This window comes from Algoriphagus zhangzhouensis, assembly GCF_900148515.1.
GTDB lineage: Bacteria > Bacteroidota > Bacteroidia > Cytophagales > Cyclobacteriaceae > Algoriphagus > Algoriphagus zhangzhouensis.
In genome coordinates, this window is the sequence record NZ_FRXN01000006.1 from 65,736 (window position 1) to 90,652 (window position 24,917).

The following is a 24,917-nucleotide window of genomic DNA, read 5'->3' on the forward strand; positions in this document are numbered from 1 at the left end:
CTTTTTTAATTTTGATCAAATACCCAAACAGCTTTCATTTTTGCCCTTTGCTTTGGAAGCCGTATTTTAGCCGACTAAAATCTCCCCAATGAACTTAGTAGAAGTTAGCAGTCCTGCTCAGGAAAAGGAATTTATCCAGATGGCTGTCCGTCTTTACAAAAATGAAAAGAATTGGATCAGACCTTTGGATGCAGATATTGAAGGGCTTTTTCACCCTGAAACCAATAAACTTTTTAGAAACGGTGCCAAAGCCAAGCGATGGTTGCTTCAAAATGACAAAGGAGAAACCATAGGGAGAGTGGCTGCTTTTATCAATCCCAAAATGAAAGAAAAGCAACCGACCGGAGGTCTTGGATTCTTTGAGTGCATCAATGATCAGAAGGCAGCTTTTATGTTGTTTGATGTAGCCAAAGAATGGCTGGAGTCAGAAGGGATGGAGGCCATGGATGGTCCGATCAACTTTGGAGAGAGAGATAAATGGTGGGGATTGCTGGTTGATGGCTTTTCTGAGCCGAATTATAATATGCCTTGGAACTTTGGGTACTACCAGAAGTTTTTTGAAGACTACGGTTTTCAAATCTACTTCAAGCAGTTTACATACATGAGGCCAGTCCAAAATGTAGGTTTTGACGAAAAGATGATCAAAAGGGCCAATCAGATCTTGGCTGACCCGGATTATTCTTTCAGATATATCAAAGGAAAAGAATTGGCAGAAAAGGCTCCCGAATATTTCATGACAGTCTATAATAAGGCTTGGGCTAGACACATGGGGAAATCATTGTCTTTGAAAGAGGCGAAAATGATGTTTGGGAAAATGAAGCCTATCATCGATGAGCGATTGATTTATTTCGCATTTCACAAGGAAGATCCAGTAGGTTTCTTTATCCAGATCCCTGAGATCAACCAGATTTTCAAGCATGTCAATGGTAAAATGGATTTGATCGGGAAATTGAAATTCTTGTGGTACAAGACATTCTCTCCACCCAATAAGATGTTAGGTTTGGTATTTGGTGTAGTGCCTGATCATCAGGGAAAAGGTGTAGAAAGTGCCATGATTATCTCTTATGATAAAATGAGTGGTAAGCCTTCATTCCCATACAAAACCATTGAGATGAACTGGATTGGTGATTTCAATCCTAAGATGATGCGTGTTTGTGAACAGCTTTTGGCTGAAATCTACAAGACTCATCATACTTATCGCTATTTATTTGATCGAAACAAGCCATTTGAAAGACATAGAATTTTCGATTGACGATTTATGAATTACGATTGACGAATGGTGAAATAAAAGCAAACTTTCGAACCTTGCCACCTTTCAACTTTCCAACTTCTAAGTTCAATTTTCCAATATTTCAATTTTAAAATTTTCCAATACAGAATATAAAATGAAAAAATACGACGTAACGGGCATTGGGAATGCCTTGGTAGATATGGAGTTTCAGGTGACCGATAAGTTTTTTGCTGACAATGGAGTCGAAAAAGGTCTCATGACTTTGGTAGATGAAGATCGCCAAAACTCCCTGATGCAAGTAATCAATACCAAGGAGGCTAAAAAGCAGGCTGGAGGTTCAGCTGCCAATTCCATTGTTGCCGTAAGTCAGTTTGGAGGTAAGTCCTTCTATAATTTCCGAGTTGCTGATGATGAATTGGGACATTTTTATCTGAAGGATCTAATCGATTCTGGTGTAGATATCGCATTGACCGAATCTACTTTGGAGTCAGGTGTAACTGGAAAGTGCCTCGTAATGGTAACTGATGATTCTGAAAGAACTATGAATACCTTCTTAGGGATTACTCAGAATTTTTCTACAAAAGACATACATGACTCTGCGATCAAGGACTCCAAATACCTTTTCATTGAAGGATATTTAGTGACTTCTCCTAATGGAAAAGAAGCGATGGTTCACGCCAAGAAAGTTGCGGAAGAGGCTGGAACCAAAGTGGCCTTGACTTTCTCTGATCCAGCCATGGTGAAGTATTTCAAAGAGAACTTTGATGATGTGATCGGAGCTAGTGTGGATTTACTTTTCTCCAATGAGGAAGAAGCTATGCTTTATACAGGAACAGATAATGTCATGGATGCGCGTGAAGAAATGAAAAAAATTGCGAAGCATTTTGTGATCACTCAAGGGAAGAATGGAGCGATGATCTTTGATGGAGATACATTTATCGATATAGAGCCTTATCCGACGACTGCTATCGATTCCAATGGAGCAGGAGATATGTTTGCCGGAGCTTTCTTATTTGGGATTACCAATGGGCATTCCTATGCTTCCAGTGGGAAACTTGCTTCCATGGCTTCATCAAAAATTGTAAGCCAATTCGGGCCAAGATTGCAATGGCACGAAGCCAAAGAGGTCTTAGCTAGATTGAATCCTTAATTTCAATAAAAGAATTTTCTGAAGGGGATCCGTCATTGCGAACGGAGTGAAGGAATCTATAAGATCTCTTTGCTTTACTCACGATGACGGATTTTTAGCGTTCTGTTGATTTTTAGTATTATTTCTCTACAACCAACTCTTCAAAAGGAACTCGGAAACGCGGTCCATAAATCCCTTCGGGAGTTCCTTTACCACAGCCAATAATCATACAGATCTCTGAAGCAACATGTAGCTTTAAAAGCTTCTTCACACGTTTTGAATCGAATCCTTCCATCGGGCAGGTGTCGTAGCCTGAAGCTTTCATGGAAAGCATAAATGTCATTGATGCTAAAGCCGCACTTTTGTGTACGGAAATTCTGACATCCGTTTCACTTACTTCCCTCACCATGGGTCTGCGAAGACCAACCCACCAGGCGATGGTTTTTTTGATTAAAGTCCATCCCGGGTATTTTCCGAAAAGTTTCGGGATCAGATTTTTGTAGTAATTCCCTACTTGCTTTACTTTCTTCTCTGATTGATTTTGTCTGGAGTTGAGGATGAATTCATAATTTGCCTCGGCTCTGGATTTCCAAAGATCTCTTCTTGTGATCACTACCACTAGTTCTCGGGCGGTTGTAGCCGCTTTTTGCCGCATGCAGAGCTGAGCTAGTTGGTCTTTGAGTTTAGATGTTTCGGGAACGCGGATAAATTGATATAACTGAAGATTTGAGCTATTAGGTGATAGGATTGCTGCTTGGATCGCCTTTTCGACAATGGCATAATCAAAAGCTTCCTCTTGATCGAATATCCGTACCGATCTTCTAGCTTCAACAACATCAAAAAATGCGGTTTCTTGTGCAGATTTATGCATAGGTAACTTTTTAGTAAGGCGAATTCTTGCTTTATTTAGCCTGAGACTGTTTATGAGTTTTTAATGCCAACTATATGTTTTTCGAATTAATTCGACTGCAATTTCTAAAAAGTATTCGATCTACCTCCTTTGCAAAAAGCTTAATTACGAATATTGTTTTAGGATTAGTCATCTTGCTCTTGCTTTCCTATGTGGTTTTAGCAGGAGTATTTCTCCCTAGAATCATTCAGGAACTTACCGGCTCAGAGGATACCTTATCTGTTCTCAATAGCTACCTGATATACTTCTTCCTCTTTGAGTTTATGTATCGCTACTTTATCCAACAGCTTCCTGTGGTGGACTTGGAGAGTTTGCTGCATTTGCCAATTGGGAAAAGGAAAATCATGCATATGCTGCTCATCCGGTCCTTTTTCTCACCGATGAGTATTATTGCTTTGTTGCTTTTCCTTCCTTCTGGATTACAAGTAGTTCTTCCTGAATATGGAAGCCTAGGCTTATTAGGTTGGATTGGCTCGATCATTTTTACCAGCTGGATTCTTCATTGGTTTATGCTGTGGTTTAAGCAAAAGTTTGAAGATTCTACAATAGGTTTGGTGATCGTTGTGGCAGTACTTGTTTTGGGATCAGGGGCCAGTTATATGGGCTGGTATAATTTGGGTGAAATCATGAAGCCTGTCTTTGATTTTGCCATGACTAGCTTGATTCCATTGATCGTCCTGGCTATTGGGTTGGTTGGGAGTTACTATCTCTGCTTTTCTTATTATTTGTCCAATGCCTATCTCGAAGATTTGTCTGAGGAGGAAAATGTCAGGTTCACCGATCAATCGATTGGATTTTTCTCAAGGTTTGGAAATGCTGGAGAAATGGCCAATGTCGAGTGGAAGTTGATTATCAGACATAAAAAGAGCAGGACCTATATCATGCTCTCCATTTTCTTTTTGTTGTATGGTTTGATTTTCTATACGAACCCAGCGTACCAATCCGAAGATGGAATTTCTCCAATATTCATATTTGTAGGGGTGTTTATTACCGGAATCTTTATGATACAGTATGGGCAATTATTCCTAAGCTGGAACTCTCAGAATTTTGACTACTATCTAATGAAAAAAGGAGGGGTTGAAGAGTTGGTGAAAGGGAAATATTTACTCTTTATTTTCATCTCCTGTTTGAGTTTCTTGGCTTCAGTACCCTACGTCTACTTTGGATGGGAGTTCTTGATAATTCATTTCGCCACCTTCATTTTCAATATCGGAGTTTTGGTTCATGCGATTATTTACCTAGCCCTTTGGAAACCAAAACCAATGGATTTGAACAAAGGAGCGATGTTCAATTACGAAGGCGTAGGAGCAGCACAATGGCTGATGATTTTGCCAATGATGGGTTTGCCTTATTTGGTTTATCTACCGTTCTCACTTTTGGTTAGCGACTATGCAGGTTTGATAGCCTTATTCGTGTGTGGGATTATTGGGATTTTGAGTTTTAAAGTCCTAAGCCGAATTAACATCAACCGAGTTTACAGTAACAAATACGAGATTTCTTCCTCTTTTAGACAAGAATTATGATCAAGATAAATAGCCTTAAAAAACAATATAAAGAAGCAGTTGTATTGGATGTGGAATCCTTAGATATTCCTGCAACGGAATGCTTTGGTTTAGTTGGAAACAATGGCGCTGGTAAAACCACACTTTTCAGAATGATTTTGGATTTGGTGAGGCCAACTGGTGGGTCCGTATCGATTGATGGCATGGAAGTGACCAAAGGTGAAGAATGGAAGAAAATAACAGGTGCTTATTTGGATGAGCATATGCTATTAGCGTATCTGACACCAGATGAATATTTTCAGACTCTACGAAAAATATACGGGATGACTGAAGCAGATTTGGAGGCTCATTTATCCAAATTCACTGAGTTGTTTAATGACGAAGTCAGAGGAAAAAAGAAATACATCAGGGACCTTTCCAAGGGAAATCTGAAGAAGGTCGGTATTGCAGCGGCATTGATGGGTAAGCCGGAAGTTGTCCTGCTGGATGAGCCTTTCGAAAATCTGGATCCAAGTTCACAGATTCGATTGAAGAAATTGATCCTAAAGGAAAAAGAGGAGTCCAGAATCACCTTTTTGATTTCCTCTCATGACCTAAACCATGTGACTGAGATTTGCGATAGAATTGTCTTATTGGAAAAAGGAAAAGTAATCCGAGATATGCATGACAAAGCAGCGATGATGACTGAGTTGGAGGCGTATTTTACGGGGTGAAAAAATAAAATAAGTATTAAGCCTCTTCAATTTTTGAGAGGCTTTTTTGTTGGGGTATAAACGAAAAAAGGCTCACATTTCTGTGAGCCTTTGTACCCAGGGCCGGAGTCGAACCGGCACGCCCGAAGGCATTGGTGTTTGAGACCAACGCGTCTACCAATTCCGCCACCTGGGCAGGTGTATTTTAACCGAGGTGTTTAAGACTTTCGTCTACCATTCCGATAGCTATCGGAACCGCCACCTGGGCATTTCAAGCAGGTTTTTTTGATTACCTGATCCGTTCCTTCCCGAACGGGATGCAAATATGAAAACATTTTTTTTATTGTCCAATACTCCGGCTAAACTTCCTCAATTTTTTTTGAAGAAAATGCTTGAGGCCTTTCCGAAAACAGGGTTTTGGTATAGCTCCAGACCGATTTAAAAAGCTCAGAATCACGATATTGATCCAGTGAATTTTCGGATTCCCAATAAGAGTAAGTCATGAAAATATTTTTTTGATTTTCATCTTGCCAAAGCTCTAAATGATGACATCCAGGGAAATTTCTGATTTTTTCCTTATTCAAATCGAAGTTTTTCAAAAAGGCTTCAACCTTGTCTTCCTTAAAAGTCATACGAACGATTCGAATCAGCATCGCTTAAGGGTTGAAGTTGATGTAAACCACACTTTCGAATTTCAATCCAAGCAAATTGCCTCCATGTCCATGGTTGATTCCAATCTCAAGTAGGCCAAGGCTATTGAAATAAGCAAAGCAATCTCCGGGTTCTACTTGATCACAACCTGAGTTTAACCGATCAAGACTTTCTCTGCCAAATTCAATTGAAAATCTTCCTGGGTTCAATTGATCGAAAACTTCTTTGCGAATATTGGTGATTAGATTTCCATATCGATCCACCCTCATGACATGACCGATGATTTGCTCACGGGTTGCCTTCGGATTTCGTGGCATTAATTTTCTGAAATTTGTCAATGGACCTCCGAAATCATGGATAGCGGCTCCTGAAGCTACTTTTGCAGCGATTGGTGCCAATATATCTTTTGCAGGAAAAGAAGTGTCCTTCAAATGGATGTCCGCAAACTGAACCAGTATTCCTGGGTCTTGATCAGCCAAAAGGCTTAGAATCCCATTGTTTGGTCCGATGAAAACATGTTCCTCGAGTTTTACACCAATGTAGCCTTGAGTCATGTTTCCGGTCGTATTCATGGCGACCAAATGCACGGTTCCTTTAGGGAAATCCCTAAAAGTTGCCCTCAGAATAAAAGCAGCGTGAGCTAGATCGAATGTCTCAATGTTATGAGAAATGTCGATGATGTTCAATTGCGGATTGATGGCCAACATTTTGGCTTTCACCGCAGGTACGTAGTAATCTTTATCCCCAAAATCTGAGAGGAATGTCACCAATGCCATAGAAGCAAGTCAATTAAAATTATGTACTTTTGTTTTGAGGGCTTTGGACAAAAATATAAATTTTATCCTTACCCATTCAAGCAGATTTAATCAAAGAAAAAGTTTGGTAGAAAAAGTAATCACACTGGAAAATGTGCCTTTGGCGGAGTTCCTTGGAACAGCTAATGAAAATATACGTCAATTGGCTCAGGCATTTCCACAATCAAAAATAATTTCCAGGGGAAATGAAATCCGGATTCAAGGTAGTGCGCCGGAAATCCTTCGAGTAAACAATGTGCTCAATTTACTGTTGGAGCATATGGATCGATTTGGGCATCTTACACCTGAAAATGTTAAAGATTACCTGGATGTAGAGGGAGTTCCTTTTGAAGAAGCTAATCGGGATCAAGTAATCGTCTTTGGTAACAAAGGATTGGTCATCAAGCCAAAATCTCCGAACCAGAGGAAGTTGGTAGAGGCGGCCATGAAAAACGATTTGGTTTTTGCGCTCGGACCTGCGGGTACAGGTAAAACCTATATCGCCGTTGCCTTGGCTGTTCGTGCTTTGAAAAATCGGGAAGTAAAGCGAATCATCATCACGAGACCTGCTGTCGAGGCTGGAGAGAACCTAGGCTTTTTGCCAGGAGATTTGCAGGAAAAACTCGATCCATATTTGAGGCCGATTTATGATGCACTTCAAGATATGGTTCCACCTGAAAAGTTGAAATATTATCAGGAGACTAGAGTGATTGAAATTGCTCCTTTGGCATATATGCGAGGTAGGACATTACATGATGCTTTTGTTTTGCTAGATGAGGCTCAGAATACCACTTCCGAGCAGATAAAGATGTTTTTGACACGTATGGGACCAAATTCCAAAGTGATTATCACAGGAGATCAAACTCAAGTCGATTTGCCTGTGAGACAAAAATCTGGTCTCTCTGAGGCACTTCGAATTTTGAAAGATGTCAAAGGGATTGGAATTGTTAATTTGAGCGGGAAAGATGTAATCCGACATAAATTGGTGAAGGCTATTATAGAGGCTTACGAAAAGAACCAGGAGGAAAAAGATCAACAGAAGTATGAGTCTACTAGTAGAAAAGGCCCTAGGTAAAACTGCCAAAGAGATTGTTTTTAAAATCCGGTCTAAAGTATTTGTTGATGAACAAAATGTTCCTGCTGATAAAGAATATGATCAGTTTGAAGACGAATCTTTTCATTTTCTGGCTTCTTCTAATGGAAAACCTGTTGGGGCTGCTCGATGGAGATTCACAACTGAAGGGATAAAACTGGAAAGGTTTGCTGTTCTTTCGGAAGCTAGGGGAAAAGGAGTGGGGCAGGCTTTATTAACCGCTGTTCTGAGAGATATCATGGTGCATCCAGAAGCACAGGGTAAAATGAAATATTTAAATGCTCAAATTCTGGCTGTACCTTTGTATGAAAAATTTGGTTTCCAAAAAGTAGGAGATCAATTTGATGAATGTAATATCCAGCACTATCGAATGGAACTGGCCTAAGTTTTGAGTATTTTTGACCAACTAGAATTTTAAATTATGAAAAAACTATTATTCACTCTTTTGTTTATCGGAGCAGCCACATTTTCAAGCATGGCTCAGGAGGTGATTTCTAGCAGTAGCGGAAATTCCTATGTAGGAAGTTTCAGCAATGAGGTAAAACTCAATTTTCTAAATGCTATTGCTTTAGGGTCTATTGAATTTGGATATGAGCGCTATCTATCCGATGATCATTCTTTGGATATCCAGTTATTGATCAATGATAGATTTGGGTTCAACAATGAAAATAACGGGAAGAAATATAAGACTAACTCTGTTCAGGCTTCGATGAATTTTTATTTCGGAGATGGAAAAACTACAGCGGGACCAAAAGGTAGATTTTACATTTACCCTCTTGTGAAACTAAGATTTGGAGATTTCGAAGAGGAAATAGACGGAGCAGTGGAAACCACAAATATGAATGCATTCATGTTTGGAGCAGGGGGGGGATATAAGTGGGAGATTTCAGATCACTTTGCTTTTGGACCTTATGCAAGTGTTACTAGAGGGTTCAGCAATGAAGTGGCTGATAGATTCAGCAGAATTGAAGTGAATGGTGGTTTTAGCCTAGGATATAGGTTCTAATAAATCTTTCTCAAATAATTTATAGCCCCAATTTGGGGCTATTTTTTTTGTCTTAATTTTTATAACTTAAAGTTTAATTGATTTTTATGAGGTTTTCTGATTTTCCATTTTTAAGGTATCTCTTCTTTTTCTTGATGGGGATTTGGATAGAAAAAGTCATTTATATCCCACAGTATGCTGCACTTTTCCTTTTAGGAAGTATTTGGCTGATTTATTTATTCTGGGTTTTGAGGAAGAAAACTCTGGGTTTCGCCGCCTTTCTGGCCTATTTACAATTGTTGCTTTTTGGTGTGTTTTGTGGGGGGCTTCATTTCAATGGGAACGAGGAGATCATTCCGATTTCAAATTCTTTTATAGCCAAAGTCTCTCAGGATGATGTGCCGAAGCCAAATTCTAAGCAGAATATTTTGGATGTGTTTTTTGAATTGAAAAATTCCCAATGGGTACCTAGAAAAGAGAAAGTGATTGTCTATCATCAAGTTAAAGAAGGATTGAAAAGCGGGCAAATTGTTTGCGTGGACCATCTGCCAACAGAAGTAGAAAGTCCTCAAAATCCATATGAATTTGATTATAAATCCTACCTTCAAAAAAGTGGGATAAACTTTACTCAATTCCTTAATGAAGAAGGAATTGTTTTGTTGAAGGCAGGGCAAGGAAGTAATGGTACCTGGTTTCAAAGATTTAGGATCAGCTTGATTAACCAGATCAGAAGACACGTTCCTGATCCCGAAGTACAGGATGTGGCAATAGCCCTTTTACTTGGGCAAAAGGATTTTTTGGGAAGGGATACGAAAGCTGTTTTTAGGGACACCGGTGTAATGCATATTTTAGCGGTTTCCGGTCTTCATGTAGGGATTTTGGTGACCTTATTGTTTTTCCTTGCGAAGCCATTTTCACTAAAAGGAAAAGGTTTAAGAATCTATCTGCTCGGAGTGGTTTGTTGCATCTGGGGATACGCTGCATTGACAGGCTTTTCTCCATCGGTAGTAAGAGCGTCAGTCATGTTCTCTCTCATTACTTTTGGTCAAATGCGGGAGAGGAAACCTTCTGTTTTCAATATTTTGGCCTTTTCTGCCATGCTGATGATCGTTATTGATCCTTCGGTTATCTGTGAAGTAGGGTTTCAACTTTCCTATTTGGCTGTCTCCGGCATTGTCCTTTTGTATCCTCTGATTTTGAGATGGTGGTTGCCTCCCAACAAGGGGTTGGACTATTTTTGGCAGATAGTCTCGGTTTCCATATCTGCTCAGTTGACTACATTCCCACTGACCGTTTTTTATTTTCATTCATTCCCTCCCTGGTTCTTATTGGCCAATATTTTTGTGATCCCTTTGACATTTGTGATTATGCAAGTAGGGATTCCATTTCTGATTTTAGGATGGATTCCGGGAGTCGACTTTGTCCTAGGTTGGTTAGTCAATGGCTTAATAAAAATAGAGTTATGGCTTTTGTCAATTGTTCAGAATTTGCCATTTGGAAAAGCTGAAGATTTGTCAATTGAACCGGAAACAATGATTTTGGTTTGGGGAATTTTATTGATTTGGGCGGCTTGGGAATACTTTCCAAAAAAGAATTTGGTCTATTTGGGAGCTTTCATTTTATCGGGTTGGTTCATGCTTGGAGTTTATAGATCTATTAAAGGTGAAAAGCCTCAAGCTATAATCTACAAAAGCCAAAATGGTTATGCTGTAGATTTCTGGGATGGGACAAGATTGAAATCATGGAATCAAGGAATCAGACCGGGAGACATAGATTATAAGATAAACCCCAATAGGATTAATAATAGCTGGGGAACTCAACCGGATACCTTGATTGCTTTGGCAAAAGAGTTTAATCAGTTGATCTTCCCAGAGATTGGTTGGATCCTGAACCAGGATTCTGTCCTTCAGGTGTCAACTGGAGGTCGAGTCCAGATTTTTGAAAATGGGAAGTGGGAGGATGCAGGTCCCAAAGATCTGACTGATTCAAATTCTGCATTAAAAATTCTTTTTTAGTCAGCTTTTTGGCAATCCCTGAATCTCCAATTAACTTAATTCTTGGAAGCAACCCCTAATCCATGAGTCAGCTAGTAATTTCTGAAATTTCGAATCGAATTGGTACGATTACCCTCAACCGTCCGGAAAAAAGGAACGCCCTTGGACCTGATTTAGTTGAGGAGCTAACACTGGCATTTGAAGAAATGGAAAAGGATGACTCAGTAAAAATCATTTTGCTCAAAGCTTCGGGGAAAGCTTTTTGTGCTGGTGCAGATCTTGCTTATTTGAAGTCATTGCAGACCTTTTCTTATGAAGAAAACTTAGAGGATAGTAAAAGGCTTTTGAAGCTGTTTAATCTGATTTATAACTTCCCCAAAGTAGTCATCGCTCAGATTCAAGGCCATGCCTTGGCAGGTGGATGTGGTTTGGTGACGGTTTGTGACTTCGCCTTTTCGGTCCCTGAAGCACTTTTTGGCTATACTGAGGTAAGAATTGGCTTTATTCCAGCCTTGGTTTCCGTATTCCTGCAGGAGCAAATTGGAGCTTCGACAACACAGGAATTATTGCTTTCTGGTGAAATGATTACTGCTTCCAAAGCGGCTGAGTTGGGATTGATCACATCAGTGGTTCCTTCTGATTTCTTGGATAAATCTGTTGAAGACTTTGCATTGAAATTGGCTTCTCAAAATTCTGGGAACTCCATGACTGAAACGAAGCGTTTACTTCGAATGATTGGGAAAAAGGAGCGTGAGGAAAACTTGGTTTTAGCAGCTGAAGTGAATGCAAAAGCCCGGTCTCACGAAGATTGTATTAAAGGGATATCCTCATTTTTAGAGAAGAAAAGCCCTAATTGGTAAGTGGAGGCTAGGGCTTATTCCATATTGAAAGAAGTATTTGGCTGGGATGATTTTCGTCCCGTCCAAAAGCAAGTGATTGAATCTGTTCTAGAAGGAAATGACACACTTGCACTCATGCCTACTGGTGGAGGTAAGTCTCTTTGCTATCAGGTTCCAGGCTTGACCAGAGAAGGGATTTGTTTGGTTGTAAGTCCTCTTATTGCCTTGATGAAGGATCAGGTAGATCAGCTTCGCAAAAAGGGTATTTTGGCTGCAGCCGTATTTTCCGGAATGAGTTATAGGGAAATCGACACTACTTTGGACAACTGTGTCCATGGTGATTACAAGTTCCTTTTTGTTTCGCCTGAAAGACTCAAGTCCGATCTATTTTTGGAGCGGTATAAGCAAATGAACTTAAATCTGATAGCAGTGGATGAGGCGCATTGTATTTCACAGTGGGGACACGATTTCCGACCTCCCTATTTAGAAATTGCTGAAATCAGAAAATATCATCCGAAAGTAAATCTCGTAGCCTTGACAGCATCCGCAACTCCTCAAGTTGAAGAAGAAGTTTTGACGCGATTGGAGATGAAAAGCAGGATCGTTTTTCGTCAGAGTTTTGCAAGAGAAAATTTGAGCTATAGTGTCAGATTAGTTGAAAATAAGCTGGAAAAGGGGAGAGAGATTTTGCAGAGGATTTCTGGGACAGCCATTTGGTATGTGAGGAATAGACAAGCAACTCATCAAATTGCAAAAGCTTTGAACCAATTGGGAATCCAAGCAGGAGCCTATCATGCCGGATTGAGCATGGGTGACAGGAATAACCTTCAGGATGCCTGGATGAAAAATCAACTGAGAGTGATGGTCAGTACCAATGCTTTTGGGATGGGAATAGATAAGCCTGATGTAAGAGTTGTTATCCATTCGGACTTGCCGGAAAACTTAGAGAATTATTATCAGGAAGCTGGCCGAGCGGGCAGGGATGGCAAGAAAGCTTTTGCGGTGATTTTGAGCAATGAGGCTGATTTTGAGAATTTATTGGGAAGGGCTGCTTTGGTTTATCCTCCGATAGATTTTGTCAGAAAAGTATATCAGTGCCTCGCCAACTATTTCCGAATTGCTGTAGGAAGTAATATGCTAAGCAGTTTTGACTTTGAATGGGGAGAATTTGCCAAAACATACGATTTGGGTGTTTTGGAAACATTCTTCGCTCTGAAAGTTTTGGAAGAGGAAGGTTTTATTGGTTTGAGTGAAAGCTATTACAGTCCCTCAAAACTTCATTTCCTAGTTTCCTCCCAGCAATTGTATGAAGTGCAGATTGCACAGGCTGCCTTGGATCCGATTATCAAAATTTTACTTCGGACTTATGGAGGGAATTTGTTCTCGGAATATCTGAAAATCAATGAGTTTAAGCTGGCGAAAGCCCTAGAGATGCCAGAGTACAAGCTTGTCAAAAGTCTGGAAAGGTTAGCTCAGATGGAAATTGTGGATTATGAAAAAAGGAAAGATAAGCCCCAGATTACTTTTTTGACTCCAAGGTATGATGCAGGCAAATTGCCATTGAACTTCAAAAGAATCGAAGAACGGAGAAATTTGACGATGGATAAGGCGAAAAGTATGGTTGCCTATGCACATCAATATGTCATTTGTCGAACACAATTTATTCAGGAGTATTTTGGAGAAAAGACCGATGAACAATGCGGAATTTGCGATTGGTGCGTGAATGAAAAGAAAAATAAGGACCCAGAACATGCAGATGAAGTACTGAAAAATAGAATTTTGGAAACTTTGGAATCCATGGAGGGGTTAACTGAGGATAAACTCTTGGATCAACTCAGGCTTGGGAAATCTGATAGGTTTTTAGAAGTTCTTAGGAATTTGCTTGACCAAGAAATAGTATCTAGCGACCCATTAGGGTATTTAAAATTGAAAAGATAATGGGAGGTTTTCTTGAGGATTTGTTTGGAAAGATTTTCAAAGGCAGTGAGTCTGCCCCCGTGAATCATAAGGAGAATTTCACCATAAAAGATCAAGACTGGAGGGAATTGAAAATCTGGGAGGAGACTGAAGAGGCCAAAGATTTGATGGCTTTGATTTTCAAAAATATCCACCTGAAAAAGGCCGGAATTGCCGGAAAACCTCAGGTGCATAATTTTGAATCCCGCTATGCAAATGGCTTTGCAATCACCTATGATGAACCCTTAGATTCAAAATCTTTTTCCAATCTTTTCTTGGCTTTTTCCCAACGTGTTATAGATTTGGGATACAAGCAGATCAGTTTGGATAGAAAACTGGAAGAAATTAACCAGCAGGTTAAGGTTACAGAGAAATTCTACTTCAAACCACCTCTTCAAAAACCCACCGAAAATGAGTTGATATCTCAGTTGTACGGGAATATCAGTCTTGAAAAGATTACGATTGACAATCAACCCAGCTATCTAAAATTCTTGGCGACAGTTTATTCCGATAGACTGTTCCAAAATGCGAAACCATTCGATCAATTGCTTGATCGCTTATTCAACATAGCCTGATGGACAGACTTACACTAAAAGCCCAGCTACAGAAATACCGCACTCCTTATGAGGAAGAAGCGGGTTTCATCCAAGATTTCATCAACTTGACAGAGGATCCTTTGGCTTACAAAAGGGAGAGACTTGCAGGACATTTTACTGCATCCTCATGGATAGTCAATCCGGCACGAACCCATACTCTTTTGACTTTGCACAAAAAATTGGGGAGATGGCTTCAATTGGGCGGTCATGCTGATGGAGATGAGGATTTGATTGCTGTGGCTTTGAAGGAGGCTCAGGAAGAAAGTGGTTTGAGTAATCTAAGATTGGTTGAGTCCAGTATTTTCGATTTGGATAAGCATATTATCCCGGAACGACCCCATGTTCCAGAACATTTTCATTACGATGTGAGATTTATGATCGAGGCAGAGTTGAAAGATCAATTGGTGATGAGTAATGAAAGTATTTCGCTGGCTTGGTTCACTTTTGACTCAGTCGTAGATATGATTGGCTACAATCCTTCTATTTTGAGAATGTTGGAAAAAACCTCCAAATCCGAAATCCTGCTTTAATTCTAATGAATCATTCCGTTTCCTTAGATTCCTTTGATTTCTCTACTCCAATTCAGATTCGTTTTTCTGATATCGACGGGTATCTACATGTCAATAATGGGATCTATTTCAATTATTTCGAACACTCCAGAGCTGAATTTTTACACAAAAGATGCCAATGGGATATTATGAAGATTGGTGCTGTGGTAGCTCGAGTGGAAATGGATTATTTCCGACCTATTCATTTGGAAGATCAAGTCAAGGCATTGGTGAAATGTACCAGAGTGGGGAATACCTCTTTTGTTTTGGAGCAATACCTAGTGGGAAATTCAGAATCTGAAAATGATCTGGTTTTTGCAAAATGCATCTGTACCATGGTATCTGTGGATATGAAAACTATGAAGCCAACTCCAGTTCCAGAACTTTACAAGGCGAAATTGCTAAATCAGCCTGAAAAACAGGCTTGATTCCCTATCTTTGCCCCAAAATTAGCAGACACGTGAGAAATTTATTGAGTTTGGCTCTTGCAGCCCTGGTTTTGTTTTCTTGTAGCCCAAGTGAAGAGGAGTTGATGAAAGCTGGAATTGAGAAGATGGATTCTCAAGCTTGGAACGAAGCTATCGGATATTTTGATAGAGCTTTGGAACAAAATCCAGGCAATGCAACCGCTTTGAATGCAAAAGGTGTCGCACTTTTCCAACAGGAAAAATATCAAGAAGCAATCCCCGTTTTCACACTTGCTGTAGAAGCCGATTCATCAGTTTACAAGCCTTGGTTCAACCGAGCAAATGCTAATTTAGAACTGGGCAATTTCAAAGAAGCGGTTTCTGATTACAATATGGCCAATGGCCTAGATCCTGCACAAACAGATATCTATTACAATCGTGGACTAGCTCTTCTCGGAATGGAAGAATACGAAGATGCTATTTTGGATTTTGATGCGGCTCTTCAAGTAAACCCTAATCAAGCGCTAGTTTATTTCAATAAAGGAAAAGCCCAGGTTGGGAACAATGATCCTTTGGGAGCAATGGAATCCTTGACAAACGCTGTGAATTTGGATGGTAGAAATGCCGCAGCTTATTATTTGTTGGGAGTAACTCGTATGAGTGCTTTGGGTGAGCAAGAAAAGGAAGCTGGATGTGCTGATTTGAAAATGGCACTTTCTTTAGGTTATACAGAGGCTAAATCCTGGATTGAGGATTTCTGCGAATAATGGCTGAAATAGGTCAAGATATTGCCAAAGCAAAAAGCCTTTTGGAAAAAGGGGAATTGGTAGCCATACCTACAGAAACTGTCTATGGTTTGGCAGCCAATGCGCTGAATCCAGACGCCGCAGCTTCCATTTTTGAGGCAAAAAACCGACCTTCTTTTGATCCTCTGATTATTCATACTGATTCGGTTGACAAGATCAATCAGTGGGTAGAGGAAATTCCAGAGTCTTTGACTCTATTAGCTGAAAAGTTTTGGCCAGGTCCTTTGACTCTACTATTGCCTAGAAAGTCTATTATCCCTGATATCGTAACCTCAGGCTTGGATCGTGTGGCGGTAAGGATTCCTTCACATCCTTTGACTTTGGAACTGCTAAAAACACTGGATTTTCCGCTAGCGGCACCTAGTGCAAATCCTTTTGGTTATATCAGCCCAACAAGCGCAGAGCATGTCAATAAGCAGCTGGGAGACCAAATTCCTTATATTTTAGATGGTGGCCCTTGTCAAGTTGGCTTAGAAAGTACCATAGTCGGTATTGAGGAAAGGGAAGTTATTGTTTACCGCTTAGGTGGTTTGGATATCCGAGAGATTGAGGCTGTTATAGGGACTGTCAAGGTAAAAACCCATAGCAGCAGTAATCCAAGTGCTCCTGGTCTCCTTGAGAGCCATTATGCGCCTCGAAAACCCTTTATCGTTGGAGATGTTGCTTCCTTATTGCCTCAATTTTTAGAAAAAGGACAAAAAGTAGGAGTTTTGACATTGAGTCAAATTTTTAGAGAAGTTCCAGAGTTGGATCAAATTCAATTAAGTGCGATAGGAGATCTAAAAGAAGCAGCAGCCAAATTATTTGCAGCAATGCGTTCTTTAGATGACTTAAACCTTGATGTTATTTTGGCAGAATGGATGCCAAACGAGGGTTTGGGAAAAGCCATGAATGACCGTTTGCAGAGAGCTTCTGTCAAGGCTTAAGTTGATCTTTGCAAATAGATCATTTCAGATTGTCGCTTTTTGCTTAAAACTTTGATAAATTCAGGCCTATTTTGAATAACAATCCTATCCTATTTTATGAATCCTAGAATCAAAAATGTAGATAACCTCAGTTTCAAAGGGAAGAAAGCATTAATCCGTGTCGATTTCAATGTTCCTTTGGATGAGCACTTTCATGTAACTGACGATACGAGAATTCAGGCTGCTTTGCCTACCATTAACAAAATTTTGGCTGATGGTGGTTCTGTGATTTTGATGTCCCACTTGGGAAGACCAAAGAATGGTCCTGAAGATAAATTCTCTTTGAAGCATATCGTAGTAGCATTGGAGAAAGCTTTGGGCCGTCCAGTAAAGTTTGCTCAAGACTGTATTGGTTCTGAAGCGAAAGAATTGGCACTTGGACTAGAGTCAGGTCAAGTTTTGCTTTTGGAAAATCTAAGATTCTACAAAGAAGAAGAAAAAGGAGATGCAGAATTTGCCAAGAAATTGGCTTCTCTGGGTGATATCTATGTAAATGATGCATTTGGTACTGCTCACAGAGCCCATGCCTCTACAGCTGTAATTGCACAGTTTTTCACTGAGAAAGTTTGTGGTTATTTGATGCTTTCCGAATTGAGAAATGCGGACAAGGTATTGGGTGATCCAGCTAGACCATACACTGCTATCATGGGAGGTGCTAAGATTTCTGATAAAATTTTGATCATCGAACGCCTTTTGGACAAGGTGGATAACCTGATTATCGGTGGAGGTATGTCTTATACTTTTGCAAAAGCCCAAGGCGGAACAATCGGTGATTCTTTGTTGGAAGCTGATAAGTTGGATTTCGTACTAGAATTGATGGAAAAGGCTAAGGCAAAAGGTGTAAATCTGATTTTGCCTTTGGATACAGTGATTTCTAAAGCTTTTGCAAATGATGCGGAGCAAGGTTTGGCCAATAAGGGTGAAATTCCTGATGGCTGGATGGGCTTGGATATCGGACCAAAGACCAGAGAGCTTTTTGCTGAGACGATTTTAAAGTCCAAAACTATCCTTTGGAATGGTCCAATGGGAGTTTTTGAAATGGACTCATTCGATAAAGGAACGAAGGCCGTTGCTGAGGCTGTAGCTGAAGCTACAAAAGGTGGCGCTTACTCTTTGATCGGTGGAGGTGACTCTGCTGCTGCAGTAAACAAATTCGGCTTTGGAGAGCAAGTTTCATTCGTTTCTACAGGTGGTGGAGCATTGCTAGAGCATATGGAAGGGAAAGTTCTTCCAGGTGTAGCTGCTTTGGAGCCTTAAGGACTTATAAAATATAATAAATGAAGGTCACTGGAAACGGTGACCTTTTTATTTTTGGTAATACAAAAGAAAACCCTTCCAGATTTCTCCAGAAGGGTTTTGATATAGATTCGATCGGTATGATTATCCGATAGAGATTCTTTTGAATGCAGAAACAGTCATTCCTTTGCTAACACCGTCCAAGTATTGAGCGATAGTTTTGCTGCTGTCTTTTACAAATTGCTGGCTCAACAACGTATTCTCTTTGTAGAATTTGTTCAATTTACCCATTGCAATTTTTTCCAACATCGCTTCTGGCTTGCCTTCAGCTCTAGCTTGCTCTTTACCTACTTCAATTTCTCTCTGTACAGTAGTAGCATCAACACCGTCTTTGTCCAAAGCAACTGGATTCATAGCAGCGATTTGCATTGCTACGTCTTTTCCAGCTTCTTCTACATCACCACCGATGTTAGTCAAGCCTACCAATACACCTAATTTACCATTAGAGTGGATGTAAGGAACAACAGCTTCAGCAGAAATTACTTCGTAATGAGAGATTTCGATTTTCTCACCGATTTTACCGGTCATTTCTACGATTTTCTCAGCTACAGTGATGTTTTCGAAAGGAAGTGCCATAATTTCTTCAACAGAAGTAGCACCTTTCTCAACTGCCAAGTTCAAAAGAGTCGTTGCGAAAGCTCCAAACTCTTCGTTTTTAGCTACGAAGTCAGTTTCACAAGTCAAAGAAAGGATAGTTCCTTTAGCACCATTTTCGGATACAGTAGTTACTACAACACCTTCTTTAGTCTCTCTGTCAGCTCTGGAAGCGGATACTTTTTGACCTTTTTTTCTGAGGATGTCTACAGCTTTGTCGAAATCGCCTTCGGCTTCAGTCAAAGCTTTTTTGCAGTCCATCATACCGGCACCGGTCATTTGTCTCAGTTTGTTTACTTCTTGTGCAGTAATTGCCATTGTTAGGATCTGTTTATAGATTAAACGATTATATTTTTCTTAGGAGTAATACTAAGCAAAGCTGCCTAGTGGTGTTTTTGCTGCTGTTGAAAAATCAAATATCAGGCAAAAACAAAAAATTGAACATCGACCTGAGCCAGATGTTCAATTTTTTAAAATTATATCAAATCAATTGGACCTTACTTTTTGTCCTCAGTATCTACAGCTCTTTTTGCTTCTTCCTCTTCAGAAAGTTTAGCATCTTCTTTGTCTTTCTTACGCTCAGAAAGACCTTCTTCGATAGCTGCACCGAAAGCTTTAACTAGCAAGTTTACTGATTTGAATGCATCGTCATTAGCAGGTACTGGGAAATCCACCTCGTTAGGGTTGGAGTTTGTATCTACCAATGCGAAAACAGGGATACCAAGCTTTTGTGCTTCGGCAATCGCAATGTGTTCTCTTTTGATGTCTACTACAAAAAGAGCAGCAGGAAGTCTGCTTAGGTCAGCGATACCGCCCAATACAGTTTCCATTTTGTCTTTCTGACGAGAGATCATCAAACGCTCTTTCTTTGCCATGTTCTTGAAAGAGTCTTCCTTCATCATCTTATCAAGGCCAGACATTTTCTTCAAGGATTTGCGGATTGTTGCAAAGTTAGTCAACATACCACCCAACCATCTTTCGGTTACGTAAGGCATGTTTAGACGTTGAGCTTCAGCTGCTACTAGGTCTTTAGCCTGTTTTTTTGTAGCAACGAACATTACTTTTTTGCCGGAGCGTACGATTTGCTTAACTGCAGCGGATGCTTCGTCGAGGCAGGCAAGCGTTTTGTTTAGGTCGATAATATGGATTCCGTTCTTCTCCATGAAAATATATGGAGCCATTCTGGGATCCCACTTTCTCGTTAAGTGTCCGAAGTGAACACCAGCATCCAGTAAGTCTTTGTATTCGATTTTTGACATGAATCTGTTTGTTTTCTATTGTTGAGAGAAAATAGCCAATTAACGCTTGGAGAACTGGAATCTTCTTCTTGCTTTTCTACGTCCTGGCTTCTTACGTTCTACCATTCTAGGGTCACGAGTCAAGAAACCTTCTTTCTTCAATGGACTTCTGTGCTCTTCGTTGAATTCGCACAAAGCTCTAGAGATAGCCATACGAGCTGCCTCAGCTTGTCCTTTGATACCACCACCATCTACATTGATCTGGATGTCGTAGTTTCCGTCTTCTCCAACTAGAGTAAGAGGCTGCTTCACGACGATCTGATGAAGATCAAATGGGAAGTAAACTTCTAGTGCTTGTTTGTTTACGGTAATGTTTCCTTTTCCTGGAGCCATGTAAATTCTGGCTACAGAGGTCTTTCTTCTACCGATTTTGTTGATCATTTCCATGAATTAAGTCGATTAAAGAGTGATGGTTTTTGGCTGCTGTGCTTCATGAGGATGCTCAGATCCTTCATACACGTACAGGTTACCGTACAATTTTCTTCCTAATCTGTTTTTAGGCAGCATGCCTCTGACAGCTTTCTCTACTAGAATCGCTGAAGATTTCTCTTTCAACAATTTAGGAGTAGTGATTCGCTGACCACCAGGATAACCAGTGTGACGTACATATACTTTTGAGTCCCACTTGTCACCAGTCAATCTGACTTTGTCTGCGTTGATTACGATGACGTTGTCACCACAATCTACGTGAGGGGTAAAGCTAGGCTTATTTTTTCCCCTTAAGATTTTCGCTACCTCACTGGCTATTCTACCCAACACTGCAGCTTGGGCATCCACAATCACCCATTGCTTATCTACTGTCGAGTTGTTAGCCGATACGGTCTTATAGCTTAAAGTATCCACTGTGTAACTGTTTAATTTTTAGCTTGTTAAATATATTCGACCCCCAAAAAGGGACACAAAGATAGAAGTATTTTATTTTCTATGCAAAATATTTCCAAGGCTACTACCTAATTTTCATAGGTTTAGCCTGAAAACACCGAATTTATTGCTGCTTTTCGGGTCTGATTATCAGTTAGTTTTTTCTAACTGCTGTACCAAAACCTGAAAATCTTTTGGATAAGGAGCGTTGACAGTAATTTCTTTTCCGTCTAGTCCCTCAAACCCAATCGTAAATGCATGCAATGAAACGCGTTGCATAATCGGTAACTCCTCCGTGTCCTTCTTAAGGTTGAAGCGGCGCTTGAGCGAAGAAAGGTATAAAGGTTTGCCACCATATAGTTCGTCTCCACAAATGGGAGACTGCAAATAGGCTAAGTGAACTCTTATCTGATGCAATCTGCCTGTAATCGGCTTGCACTCGATCAAAGAATGTGCTCTGTAAGTCTTCACTGTATGGAAGATCGTCTGAGCAGGCTTGCCATCTTTGCTGACTTTGGCGACTCCTTTTGCTGAAGCGAGTAGATTCCGGTCTACCATCAAATGATCGTATTCCTTGATCCCGTCGACAACCGCATGGTAGATTTTGCTGACTTTCCGGTTTTCAAACTGGATGGCCATGTGCCTGTAGGCCTCTGGATTCTTAGCGATCACCAGACATCCGGATGTTTCCTTGTCCAATCGGTGACACAGCTGGGCATCTGCTGTGTGATCCTTGGCAAGGTCCAAAATGTTCTGCGCCTCATGCCTATCGTCTAAGCTCGAAAGGTAAGGCGGCTTGTTGATCACCAGGTAATCCTCGTTTTCAAACAGTATAAGTTTCTGAAAATCTATTTTCTTCATGGATTCTCCTGCCTCTTCAAAGAGGCTGCAAAATTAGGAGAAATTTAAGGAGTAAAAAAATGAACTTGATTTATTTCAAGTTCGAAGAGTCTGTTTTGGTGATTTCTTCCTGATTTGCTGACTTTGACAAAGGCAATGAAAAGCTGAAAATAGAACCTTTTCCTACAGTGGAGCTTACAGAGATCTTGCTTTTATGACCTTCCAGAATATGTTTGACAATTGCCAGTCCCAGGCCGGTTCCACCTTCTTTTTTGTTTCGGCTTTTTTCTACGCGGTAGAATCTTTCAAAAATCCTTTTCAAATCCTCCGGAGGTATACCCTGTCCATCGTCTTTGATTTCTACCTGAATATGGTTTTTCTGAGCCTTTAGATTGATCTTGACCTCTCCTTCGTCATGATTGTATTTAACAGCATTGAAGATGAGGTTTTGGCAAACCCGGTAAATCTTCTGTCTATCTGCATGAGTGATAAAGCTCTTCTCAGGATCGTATTTGAAATTGATCTTGACCTTTCTTTTGGAAGCTTTATGTTCCAATTCATCGATCACTTCTTCGATGATTTCTTTTAGATCGAAGTCCGAAAAGTGAAATTTGATCACCCCGCTCTCCATTTGGTTTAAGGTTAAAAGGTCCTGAACCAAGATATCAAGAGAGTCCAGACTTTTCGCAGCCCGCTTCAGAAATTTCATTCTTACCTGCTTGTCATCCATTGCTCCGTCTAGAAGTGTATGGATATAGCCTTGGGTAGCGAAAATCGGAGTTTTCAACTCGTGAGAAATATCTGCAATAAACTCCCTTCTAAATTCGGCGTTTTTCTGAAGTGTGTCGATTTCTTTCTGTCTTGCTAATGCGTATGAGTTAATGACAGAATTAATCTTCCTCAAAGGAGAGATGGAAGACTTGGAAGTTTTGCTGGCAATTTCGGAAAGGTCCTTTTTCTGGATCTTTTCCAATAAAGAGTAGATGTTTCCGATTTCTCTAAAAACCAGAAACTCTAGTGTAATGTTGATTAATAAATAGGAGGCGGAAAAAGATAAAGCACCTGCAACCAATATAAGCAAAGTGGTGGCGTCATCCATCAAAGAAAGGAATGCAGCCACCAAAGCTGATATGGCAAGTGCCAATACTAATGAAATACCTCTTGAGGTTGCAAGCATTTTTAGGAGCCCAAATCGAATTTATATCCTACACCTTTTACTGTAGTGATGTAGTCATCTCCGATTTTTTCCCGCACTTTTCTGATGTGCACATCGACTGTTCTAGCCAATACAAATACATCAGATCCCCAAATATTCTGAAGAAGCTCATCTCTACTGAATACCATATTAGGGTTTTTGGCTAGGAAATACAATAATTCAAATTCCTTCTTCGGCAAGGTGATCGTTTTTCCGGATTGCTCGATTGTATAGCTGCCTCGGTCGATAACCAAATCACGAATCTTGATTTGAGATTGCTCTTGTTCTTTTTTAGACTCTCGTCTGAACAGGGCGGCAATTCTACTCATCAAAGCTCTTGGTTTGATAGGTTTGGTGATATAGTCGTCCGCTCCGACATCAAATGCAGCCACCTCAGAATATTCTTCCATCCTTGCAGTCAAGAATATAATAAAGGTGTTTTTAAGTTCTGGAATCTGACGGATCTGAAGACAGGTCTCGACGCCATCTTGATTTGGCATCATGATGTCTAAAAGAATGACATCTGGCTGGAATTTAGTAGCAGTTTTTACTGCTTTGATACCATCCTCAGCTGTCGCTACTTCATATCCTTCTTTTTGGAGGTTGTACTTGAGAATCTCAACAATGTCCGGCTCGTCATCTACGACCAAGACCTTGATTTTCTGTTTGTCGCCCATGGAGTTTGTCTTAATAGTTGAGTAAAATTAAGGAATATTTGAAGATAGCAGCCAAATATAATGGATGCTATAGGGGCGATTTAATGTAGATTGTATGGAAAAGTAAACTTTTTGGCCGCTAGTGTTAAGAAATTATTATCCTATGTTTCTTAATTGTATCTAAGTCCTTTTGCTGACTTCAGATCTAAATTCAAAGAGCCCAAGAATAAGTTGGCCTTAATTTTAACCGGGATTTTGTTCTGATCCTTTGTGACCCAGACTTTCACTGGGTATTCACCCCTGAAGAGTTTGTTTTTTGGAATTTGGGGTGAAAAAATGTAAGTGTCTTTCTCGCCGATTTCTGTATCCAGCTTTTCAGAGCCCTCGTAGATTAACTTTATGTTATATATTTCTTTATCGAAGAATCCACGGATAATTATTTGATCCCCCTTCTTCATATCCTTTAGATCAAGAGTTCTCAAGTAATAAAATCCACTTACTATATCTTGAACTTGACCTGGAAGCTCGAACTCCTTTTCTTCCTTCAGATTTCTATTTTCCTTATCAAAAAGTTGCATCAAAGCAACGTAGTTTTTTTGATCGAAGTGCACCTTTTCATGCTTACGATAGTTTCCCTCTTCGATATGGCGATAGGATTGAATGGGGTACTTGGTATCCATGTCCAGTATAGTGCCCCAATTGTCATTGACTTTCCCGAAAATGGTTGCTGCGCCCTTTGTTTTGCCGAAAACGTCTATTTGATAGTGTGATTTATCATTTTCTTTGTGCGGTCTTTTTGCCACCTGCATTTTGGCATCTGCCAGGTTGAACCAACCATAACTCACCTCGAAATTTAACTCCTCCCCAAAAGTAAAGGGTTCAGCCTGAGGAGTCTGTCCGAAAACAGTTCCTGTGAGGAAGAAAAATAGAATTAGGGTGAGTAATTTTGGGCTATTCATAAGTTTTTTTGACAATACCTGACAAAATCTGGGTATTTTACTGATATGTACGAAAAAGCGTGCCGAATAGTGGCTAAAAATACGAATTTGCCTCTCGAAATCAATAAATCTAAAGTCTTG

The 24,917-nt window shown here is 40.1% G+C and carries 27 protein-coding genes and 1 tRNA gene; 16 read left to right on the forward strand and 12 right to left on the reverse strand.

Annotated elements, in window-relative coordinates; all coding sequences use genetic code 11:
* Positions 1-88: 88 nt before the first annotated feature.
* Positions 89-1,252, forward strand: coding sequence for a hypothetical protein (locus BUF13_RS18075; RefSeq protein ID WP_073573232.1), 1,164 nt, complete (start codon positions 89-91; stop codon positions 1,250-1,252).
* A gap of 133 nt (positions 1,253-1,385) precedes the next feature.
* Complete coding sequence (locus BUF13_RS18080; RefSeq protein ID WP_073573233.1) at positions 1,386-2,381, forward strand: adenosine kinase; 996 nt, start codon at positions 1,386-1,388, stop codon at positions 2,379-2,381.
* Positions 2,382-2,499: 118 nt separating this feature from the next.
* On the opposite strand, the gene BUF13_RS18085 is transcribed toward BUF13_RS18080, so the two are convergent.
* The gene (locus BUF13_RS18085) at positions 2,500-3,231 is read right to left on the reverse strand and encodes a nitroreductase family protein (RefSeq protein WP_073573234.1); all 732 of its coding nucleotides are present in this window, start codon (positions 3,229-3,231) and stop codon (positions 2,500-2,502) included.
* A 74-nt stretch (positions 3,232-3,305) separates the two neighbouring features.
* On the opposite strand from BUF13_RS18085, the gene BUF13_RS18090 reads away from it, so the two are divergent.
* Together BUF13_RS18090 and BUF13_RS18095 are read left to right on the forward strand one after the other, a co-directional pair.
* Positions 3,306-4,793, forward strand: a complete 1,488-nt coding sequence (locus BUF13_RS18090) for a DUF5687 family protein (protein WP_073573235.1) — start codon at positions 3,306-3,308, stop codon at positions 4,791-4,793.
* Positions 4,790-5,485 carry an ABC transporter ATP-binding protein gene (locus BUF13_RS18095; RefSeq protein ID WP_073573236.1) on the forward strand — a complete coding sequence of 232 codons (696 nt, stop codon included), beginning with the start codon at positions 4,790-4,792 and terminating at the stop codon, positions 5,483-5,485. Before BUF13_RS18090 ends, BUF13_RS18095 begins: the two co-directional genes overlap by 4 nt.
* A 93-nt stretch (positions 5,486-5,578) precedes the next feature.
* Here BUF13_RS18095 and BUF13_RS18100 read toward each other — a convergent pair.
* The 3 genes from BUF13_RS18100 to BUF13_RS18110 all read right to left on the reverse strand — a co-directional run bounded on the left by BUF13_RS18100 (position 5,579) and on the right by BUF13_RS18110 (position 6,891).
* A tRNA-Leu gene (locus tag BUF13_RS18100) sits at positions 5,579-5,660 on the reverse strand.
* Between the two features lie 163 nt (positions 5,661-5,823).
* A complete protein-coding gene (locus BUF13_RS18105; protein WP_073573237.1) occupies positions 5,824-6,117 on the reverse strand; it encodes a putative quinol monooxygenase in 294 nt (97 codons plus the stop codon).
* Between the two features lie 3 nt (positions 6,118-6,120).
* Positions 6,121-6,891 carry an SAM hydrolase/SAM-dependent halogenase family protein gene (locus tag BUF13_RS18110; protein ID WP_073573238.1) on the reverse strand — a complete coding sequence of 257 codons (771 nt, stop codon included), beginning with the start codon at positions 6,889-6,891 and terminating at the stop codon, positions 6,121-6,123.
* A 103-nt stretch (positions 6,892-6,994) separates the two neighbouring features.
* Between BUF13_RS18110 and BUF13_RS18115 the strand changes: the two genes are divergently transcribed.
* The 12 genes from BUF13_RS18115 (at position 6,995) to BUF13_RS18170 (ending at position 18,355) form a co-directional block, all read left to right on the forward strand.
* On the forward strand, positions 6,995-7,984 hold the full coding sequence (locus BUF13_RS18115) for a PhoH family protein (RefSeq protein ID WP_073573486.1): 990 nt from the start codon (positions 6,995-6,997) through the stop codon (positions 7,982-7,984).
* Entirely contained in the window at positions 7,953-8,387 is a 435-nt protein-coding gene (locus tag BUF13_RS18120) for a GNAT family N-acetyltransferase (protein WP_073573239.1), read from the forward strand. Before BUF13_RS18115 ends, BUF13_RS18120 begins: the two co-directional genes overlap by 32 nt.
* Positions 8,388-8,423: 36 nt before the next feature.
* Positions 8,424-9,008, forward strand: coding sequence for a DUF3575 domain-containing protein (locus tag BUF13_RS18125; RefSeq protein WP_073573240.1), 585 nt, complete (start codon positions 8,424-8,426; stop codon positions 9,006-9,008).
* Positions 9,009-9,094: 86 nt separating this feature from the next.
* Entirely contained in the window at positions 9,095-11,002 is a 1,908-nt protein-coding gene (locus BUF13_RS18130; protein ID WP_073573241.1) for a ComEC/Rec2 family competence protein, read from the forward strand.
* A gap of 62 nt (positions 11,003-11,064) precedes the next feature.
* On the forward strand, positions 11,065-11,841 hold the full coding sequence (locus BUF13_RS18135) for an enoyl-CoA hydratase/isomerase family protein (protein WP_073573242.1): 777 nt from the start codon (positions 11,065-11,067) through the stop codon (positions 11,839-11,841).
* Entirely contained in the window at positions 11,842-13,758 is a 1,917-nt protein-coding gene (locus tag BUF13_RS18140; RefSeq protein WP_073573243.1) for a RecQ family ATP-dependent DNA helicase, read from the forward strand.
* Positions 13,758-14,351 carry a hypothetical protein gene (locus tag BUF13_RS18145; RefSeq protein ID WP_073573244.1) on the forward strand — a complete coding sequence of 198 codons (594 nt, stop codon included), beginning with the start codon at positions 13,758-13,760 and terminating at the stop codon, positions 14,349-14,351. The genes BUF13_RS18140 and BUF13_RS18145 overlap by 1 nt, the downstream gene beginning before the upstream one ends.
* Positions 14,351-14,902, forward strand: a complete 552-nt coding sequence (locus BUF13_RS18150; RefSeq protein WP_073573245.1) for an NUDIX hydrolase — start codon at positions 14,351-14,353, stop codon at positions 14,900-14,902. The genes BUF13_RS18145 and BUF13_RS18150 overlap by 1 nt, the downstream gene beginning before the upstream one ends.
* A gap of 5 nt (positions 14,903-14,907) precedes the next feature.
* Positions 14,908-15,348 carry an acyl-CoA thioesterase gene (locus BUF13_RS18155; protein WP_073573246.1) on the forward strand — a complete coding sequence of 147 codons (441 nt, stop codon included), beginning with the start codon at positions 14,908-14,910 and terminating at the stop codon, positions 15,346-15,348.
* Positions 15,349-15,380: 32 nt separating this feature from the next.
* Complete coding sequence (locus BUF13_RS18160) at positions 15,381-16,094, forward strand: tetratricopeptide repeat protein (protein ID WP_073573247.1); 714 nt, start codon at positions 15,381-15,383, stop codon at positions 16,092-16,094.
* A complete protein-coding gene (locus tag BUF13_RS18165) occupies positions 16,094-17,059 on the forward strand; it encodes an L-threonylcarbamoyladenylate synthase (protein WP_073573248.1) in 966 nt (321 codons plus the stop codon). Before BUF13_RS18160 ends, BUF13_RS18165 begins: the two co-directional genes overlap by 1 nt.
* A gap of 96 nt (positions 17,060-17,155) precedes the next feature.
* Complete coding sequence (locus BUF13_RS18170; RefSeq protein WP_073573249.1) at positions 17,156-18,355, forward strand: phosphoglycerate kinase; 1,200 nt, start codon at positions 17,156-17,158, stop codon at positions 18,353-18,355.
* Between the two features lie 123 nt (positions 18,356-18,478).
* On the opposite strand, the gene tsf is transcribed toward BUF13_RS18170, so the two are convergent.
* From tsf to BUF13_RS18210, 8 genes are all read right to left on the reverse strand, one after another.
* Positions 18,479-19,306, reverse strand: coding sequence for a translation elongation factor Ts (tsf, locus tag BUF13_RS18175; protein WP_073573250.1), 828 nt, complete (start codon positions 19,304-19,306; stop codon positions 18,479-18,481).
* A gap of 179 nt (positions 19,307-19,485) precedes the next feature.
* Positions 19,486-20,247 carry a 30S ribosomal protein S2 gene (gene rpsB, locus BUF13_RS18180; protein WP_073573251.1) on the reverse strand — a complete coding sequence of 254 codons (762 nt, stop codon included), beginning with the start codon at positions 20,245-20,247 and terminating at the stop codon, positions 19,486-19,488.
* A 39-nt stretch (positions 20,248-20,286) separates the two neighbouring features.
* Entirely contained in the window at positions 20,287-20,673 is a 387-nt protein-coding gene (gene rpsI / locus BUF13_RS18185) for a 30S ribosomal protein S9 (RefSeq protein ID WP_073573252.1), read from the reverse strand.
* 12 nt (positions 20,674-20,685) lie between these two features.
* Positions 20,686-21,129, reverse strand: coding sequence for a 50S ribosomal protein L13 (gene rplM / locus BUF13_RS18190; protein WP_073573253.1), 444 nt, complete (start codon positions 21,127-21,129; stop codon positions 20,686-20,688).
* Positions 21,130-21,297: 168 nt separating this feature from the next.
* Positions 21,298-22,008 (reverse strand): RluA family pseudouridine synthase, encoded by a 711-nt coding sequence (locus BUF13_RS18195; RefSeq protein WP_073573254.1) that lies wholly within the window; start codon positions 22,006-22,008, stop codon positions 21,298-21,300.
* A 70-nt stretch (positions 22,009-22,078) separates the two neighbouring features.
* The gene (locus BUF13_RS18200; RefSeq protein WP_073573255.1) at positions 22,079-23,164 is read right to left on the reverse strand and encodes a sensor histidine kinase; all 1,086 of its coding nucleotides are present in this window, start codon (positions 23,162-23,164) and stop codon (positions 22,079-22,081) included.
* Positions 23,165-23,166: 2 nt separating this feature from the next.
* On the reverse strand, positions 23,167-23,859 hold the full coding sequence (locus BUF13_RS18205; RefSeq protein WP_073573256.1) for a response regulator transcription factor: 693 nt from the start codon (positions 23,857-23,859) through the stop codon (positions 23,167-23,169).
* Positions 23,860-24,008: 149 nt separating this feature from the next.
* Positions 24,009-24,797, reverse strand: a complete 789-nt coding sequence (locus BUF13_RS18210; RefSeq protein ID WP_073573257.1) for a DUF3108 domain-containing protein — start codon at positions 24,795-24,797, stop codon at positions 24,009-24,011.
* Positions 24,798-24,917: the final 120 nt, after the last annotated feature.

Excerpts from the sequence above, each read along its gene's own strand:
- BUF13_RS18075 (WP_073573232.1), top strand. The coding sequence starts at position 89 with ATGAACTTAGTAGAAGTTAGCAGTCCTGCTCAGGAAAAGGAATTTATC.
- BUF13_RS18080 (WP_073573233.1), top strand. The coding sequence starts at position 1,386 with ATGAAAAAATACGACGTAACGGGCATTGGGAATGCCTTGGTAGATATG.
- BUF13_RS18085 (WP_073573234.1), bottom strand. The coding sequence starts at position 3,231 with ATGCATAAATCTGCACAAGAAACCGCATTTTTTGATGTTGTTGAAGCT.
- BUF13_RS18090 (WP_073573235.1), top strand. The coding sequence starts at position 3,306 with ATGTTTTTCGAATTAATTCGACTGCAATTTCTAAAAAGTATTCGATCT.
- BUF13_RS18095 (WP_073573236.1), top strand. The coding sequence starts at position 4,790 with ATGATCAAGATAAATAGCCTTAAAAAACAATATAAAGAAGCAGTTGTA.
- BUF13_RS18105 (WP_073573237.1), bottom strand. The coding sequence starts at position 6,117 with ATGCTGATTCGAATCGTTCGTATGACTTTTAAGGAAGACAAGGTTGAA.
- BUF13_RS18110 (WP_073573238.1), bottom strand. The coding sequence starts at position 6,891 with ATGGCATTGGTGACATTCCTCTCAGATTTTGGGGATAAAGATTACTAC.
- BUF13_RS18120 (WP_073573239.1), top strand. The coding sequence starts at position 7,953 with ATGAGTCTACTAGTAGAAAAGGCCCTAGGTAAAACTGCCAAAGAGATT.
- BUF13_RS18125 (WP_073573240.1), top strand. The coding sequence starts at position 8,424 with ATGAAAAAACTATTATTCACTCTTTTGTTTATCGGAGCAGCCACATTT.
- BUF13_RS18130 (WP_073573241.1), top strand. The coding sequence starts at position 9,095 with ATGAGGTTTTCTGATTTTCCATTTTTAAGGTATCTCTTCTTTTTCTTG.
- BUF13_RS18135 (WP_073573242.1), top strand. The coding sequence starts at position 11,065 with ATGAGTCAGCTAGTAATTTCTGAAATTTCGAATCGAATTGGTACGATT.
- BUF13_RS18145 (WP_073573244.1), top strand. The coding sequence starts at position 13,758 with ATGGGAGGTTTTCTTGAGGATTTGTTTGGAAAGATTTTCAAAGGCAGT.
- BUF13_RS18150 (WP_073573245.1), top strand. The coding sequence starts at position 14,351 with ATGGACAGACTTACACTAAAAGCCCAGCTACAGAAATACCGCACTCCT.
- BUF13_RS18155 (WP_073573246.1), top strand. The coding sequence starts at position 14,908 with ATGAATCATTCCGTTTCCTTAGATTCCTTTGATTTCTCTACTCCAATT.
- BUF13_RS18165 (WP_073573248.1), top strand. The coding sequence starts at position 16,094 with ATGGCTGAAATAGGTCAAGATATTGCCAAAGCAAAAAGCCTTTTGGAA.
- BUF13_RS18170 (WP_073573249.1), top strand. The coding sequence starts at position 17,156 with ATGAATCCTAGAATCAAAAATGTAGATAACCTCAGTTTCAAAGGGAAG.
- tsf (WP_073573250.1), bottom strand. The coding sequence starts at position 19,306 with ATGGCAATTACTGCACAAGAAGTAAACAAACTGAGACAAATGACCGGT.
- rpsB (WP_073573251.1), bottom strand. The coding sequence starts at position 20,247 with ATGTCAAAAATCGAATACAAAGACTTACTGGATGCTGGTGTTCACTTC.
- rpsI (WP_073573252.1), bottom strand. The coding sequence starts at position 20,673 with ATGGAAATGATCAACAAAATCGGTAGAAGAAAGACCTCTGTAGCCAGA.
- BUF13_RS18195 (WP_073573254.1), bottom strand. The coding sequence starts at position 22,008 with ATGAAGAAAATAGATTTTCAGAAACTTATACTGTTTGAAAACGAGGAT.
- BUF13_RS18200 (WP_073573255.1), bottom strand. The coding sequence starts at position 23,164 with ATGCTTGCAACCTCAAGAGGTATTTCATTAGTATTGGCACTTGCCATA.
- BUF13_RS18205 (WP_073573256.1), bottom strand. The coding sequence starts at position 23,859 with ATGGGCGACAAACAGAAAATCAAGGTCTTGGTCGTAGATGACGAGCCG.
- BUF13_RS18210 (WP_073573257.1), bottom strand. The coding sequence starts at position 24,797 with ATGAATAGCCCAAAATTACTCACCCTAATTCTATTTTTCTTCCTCACA.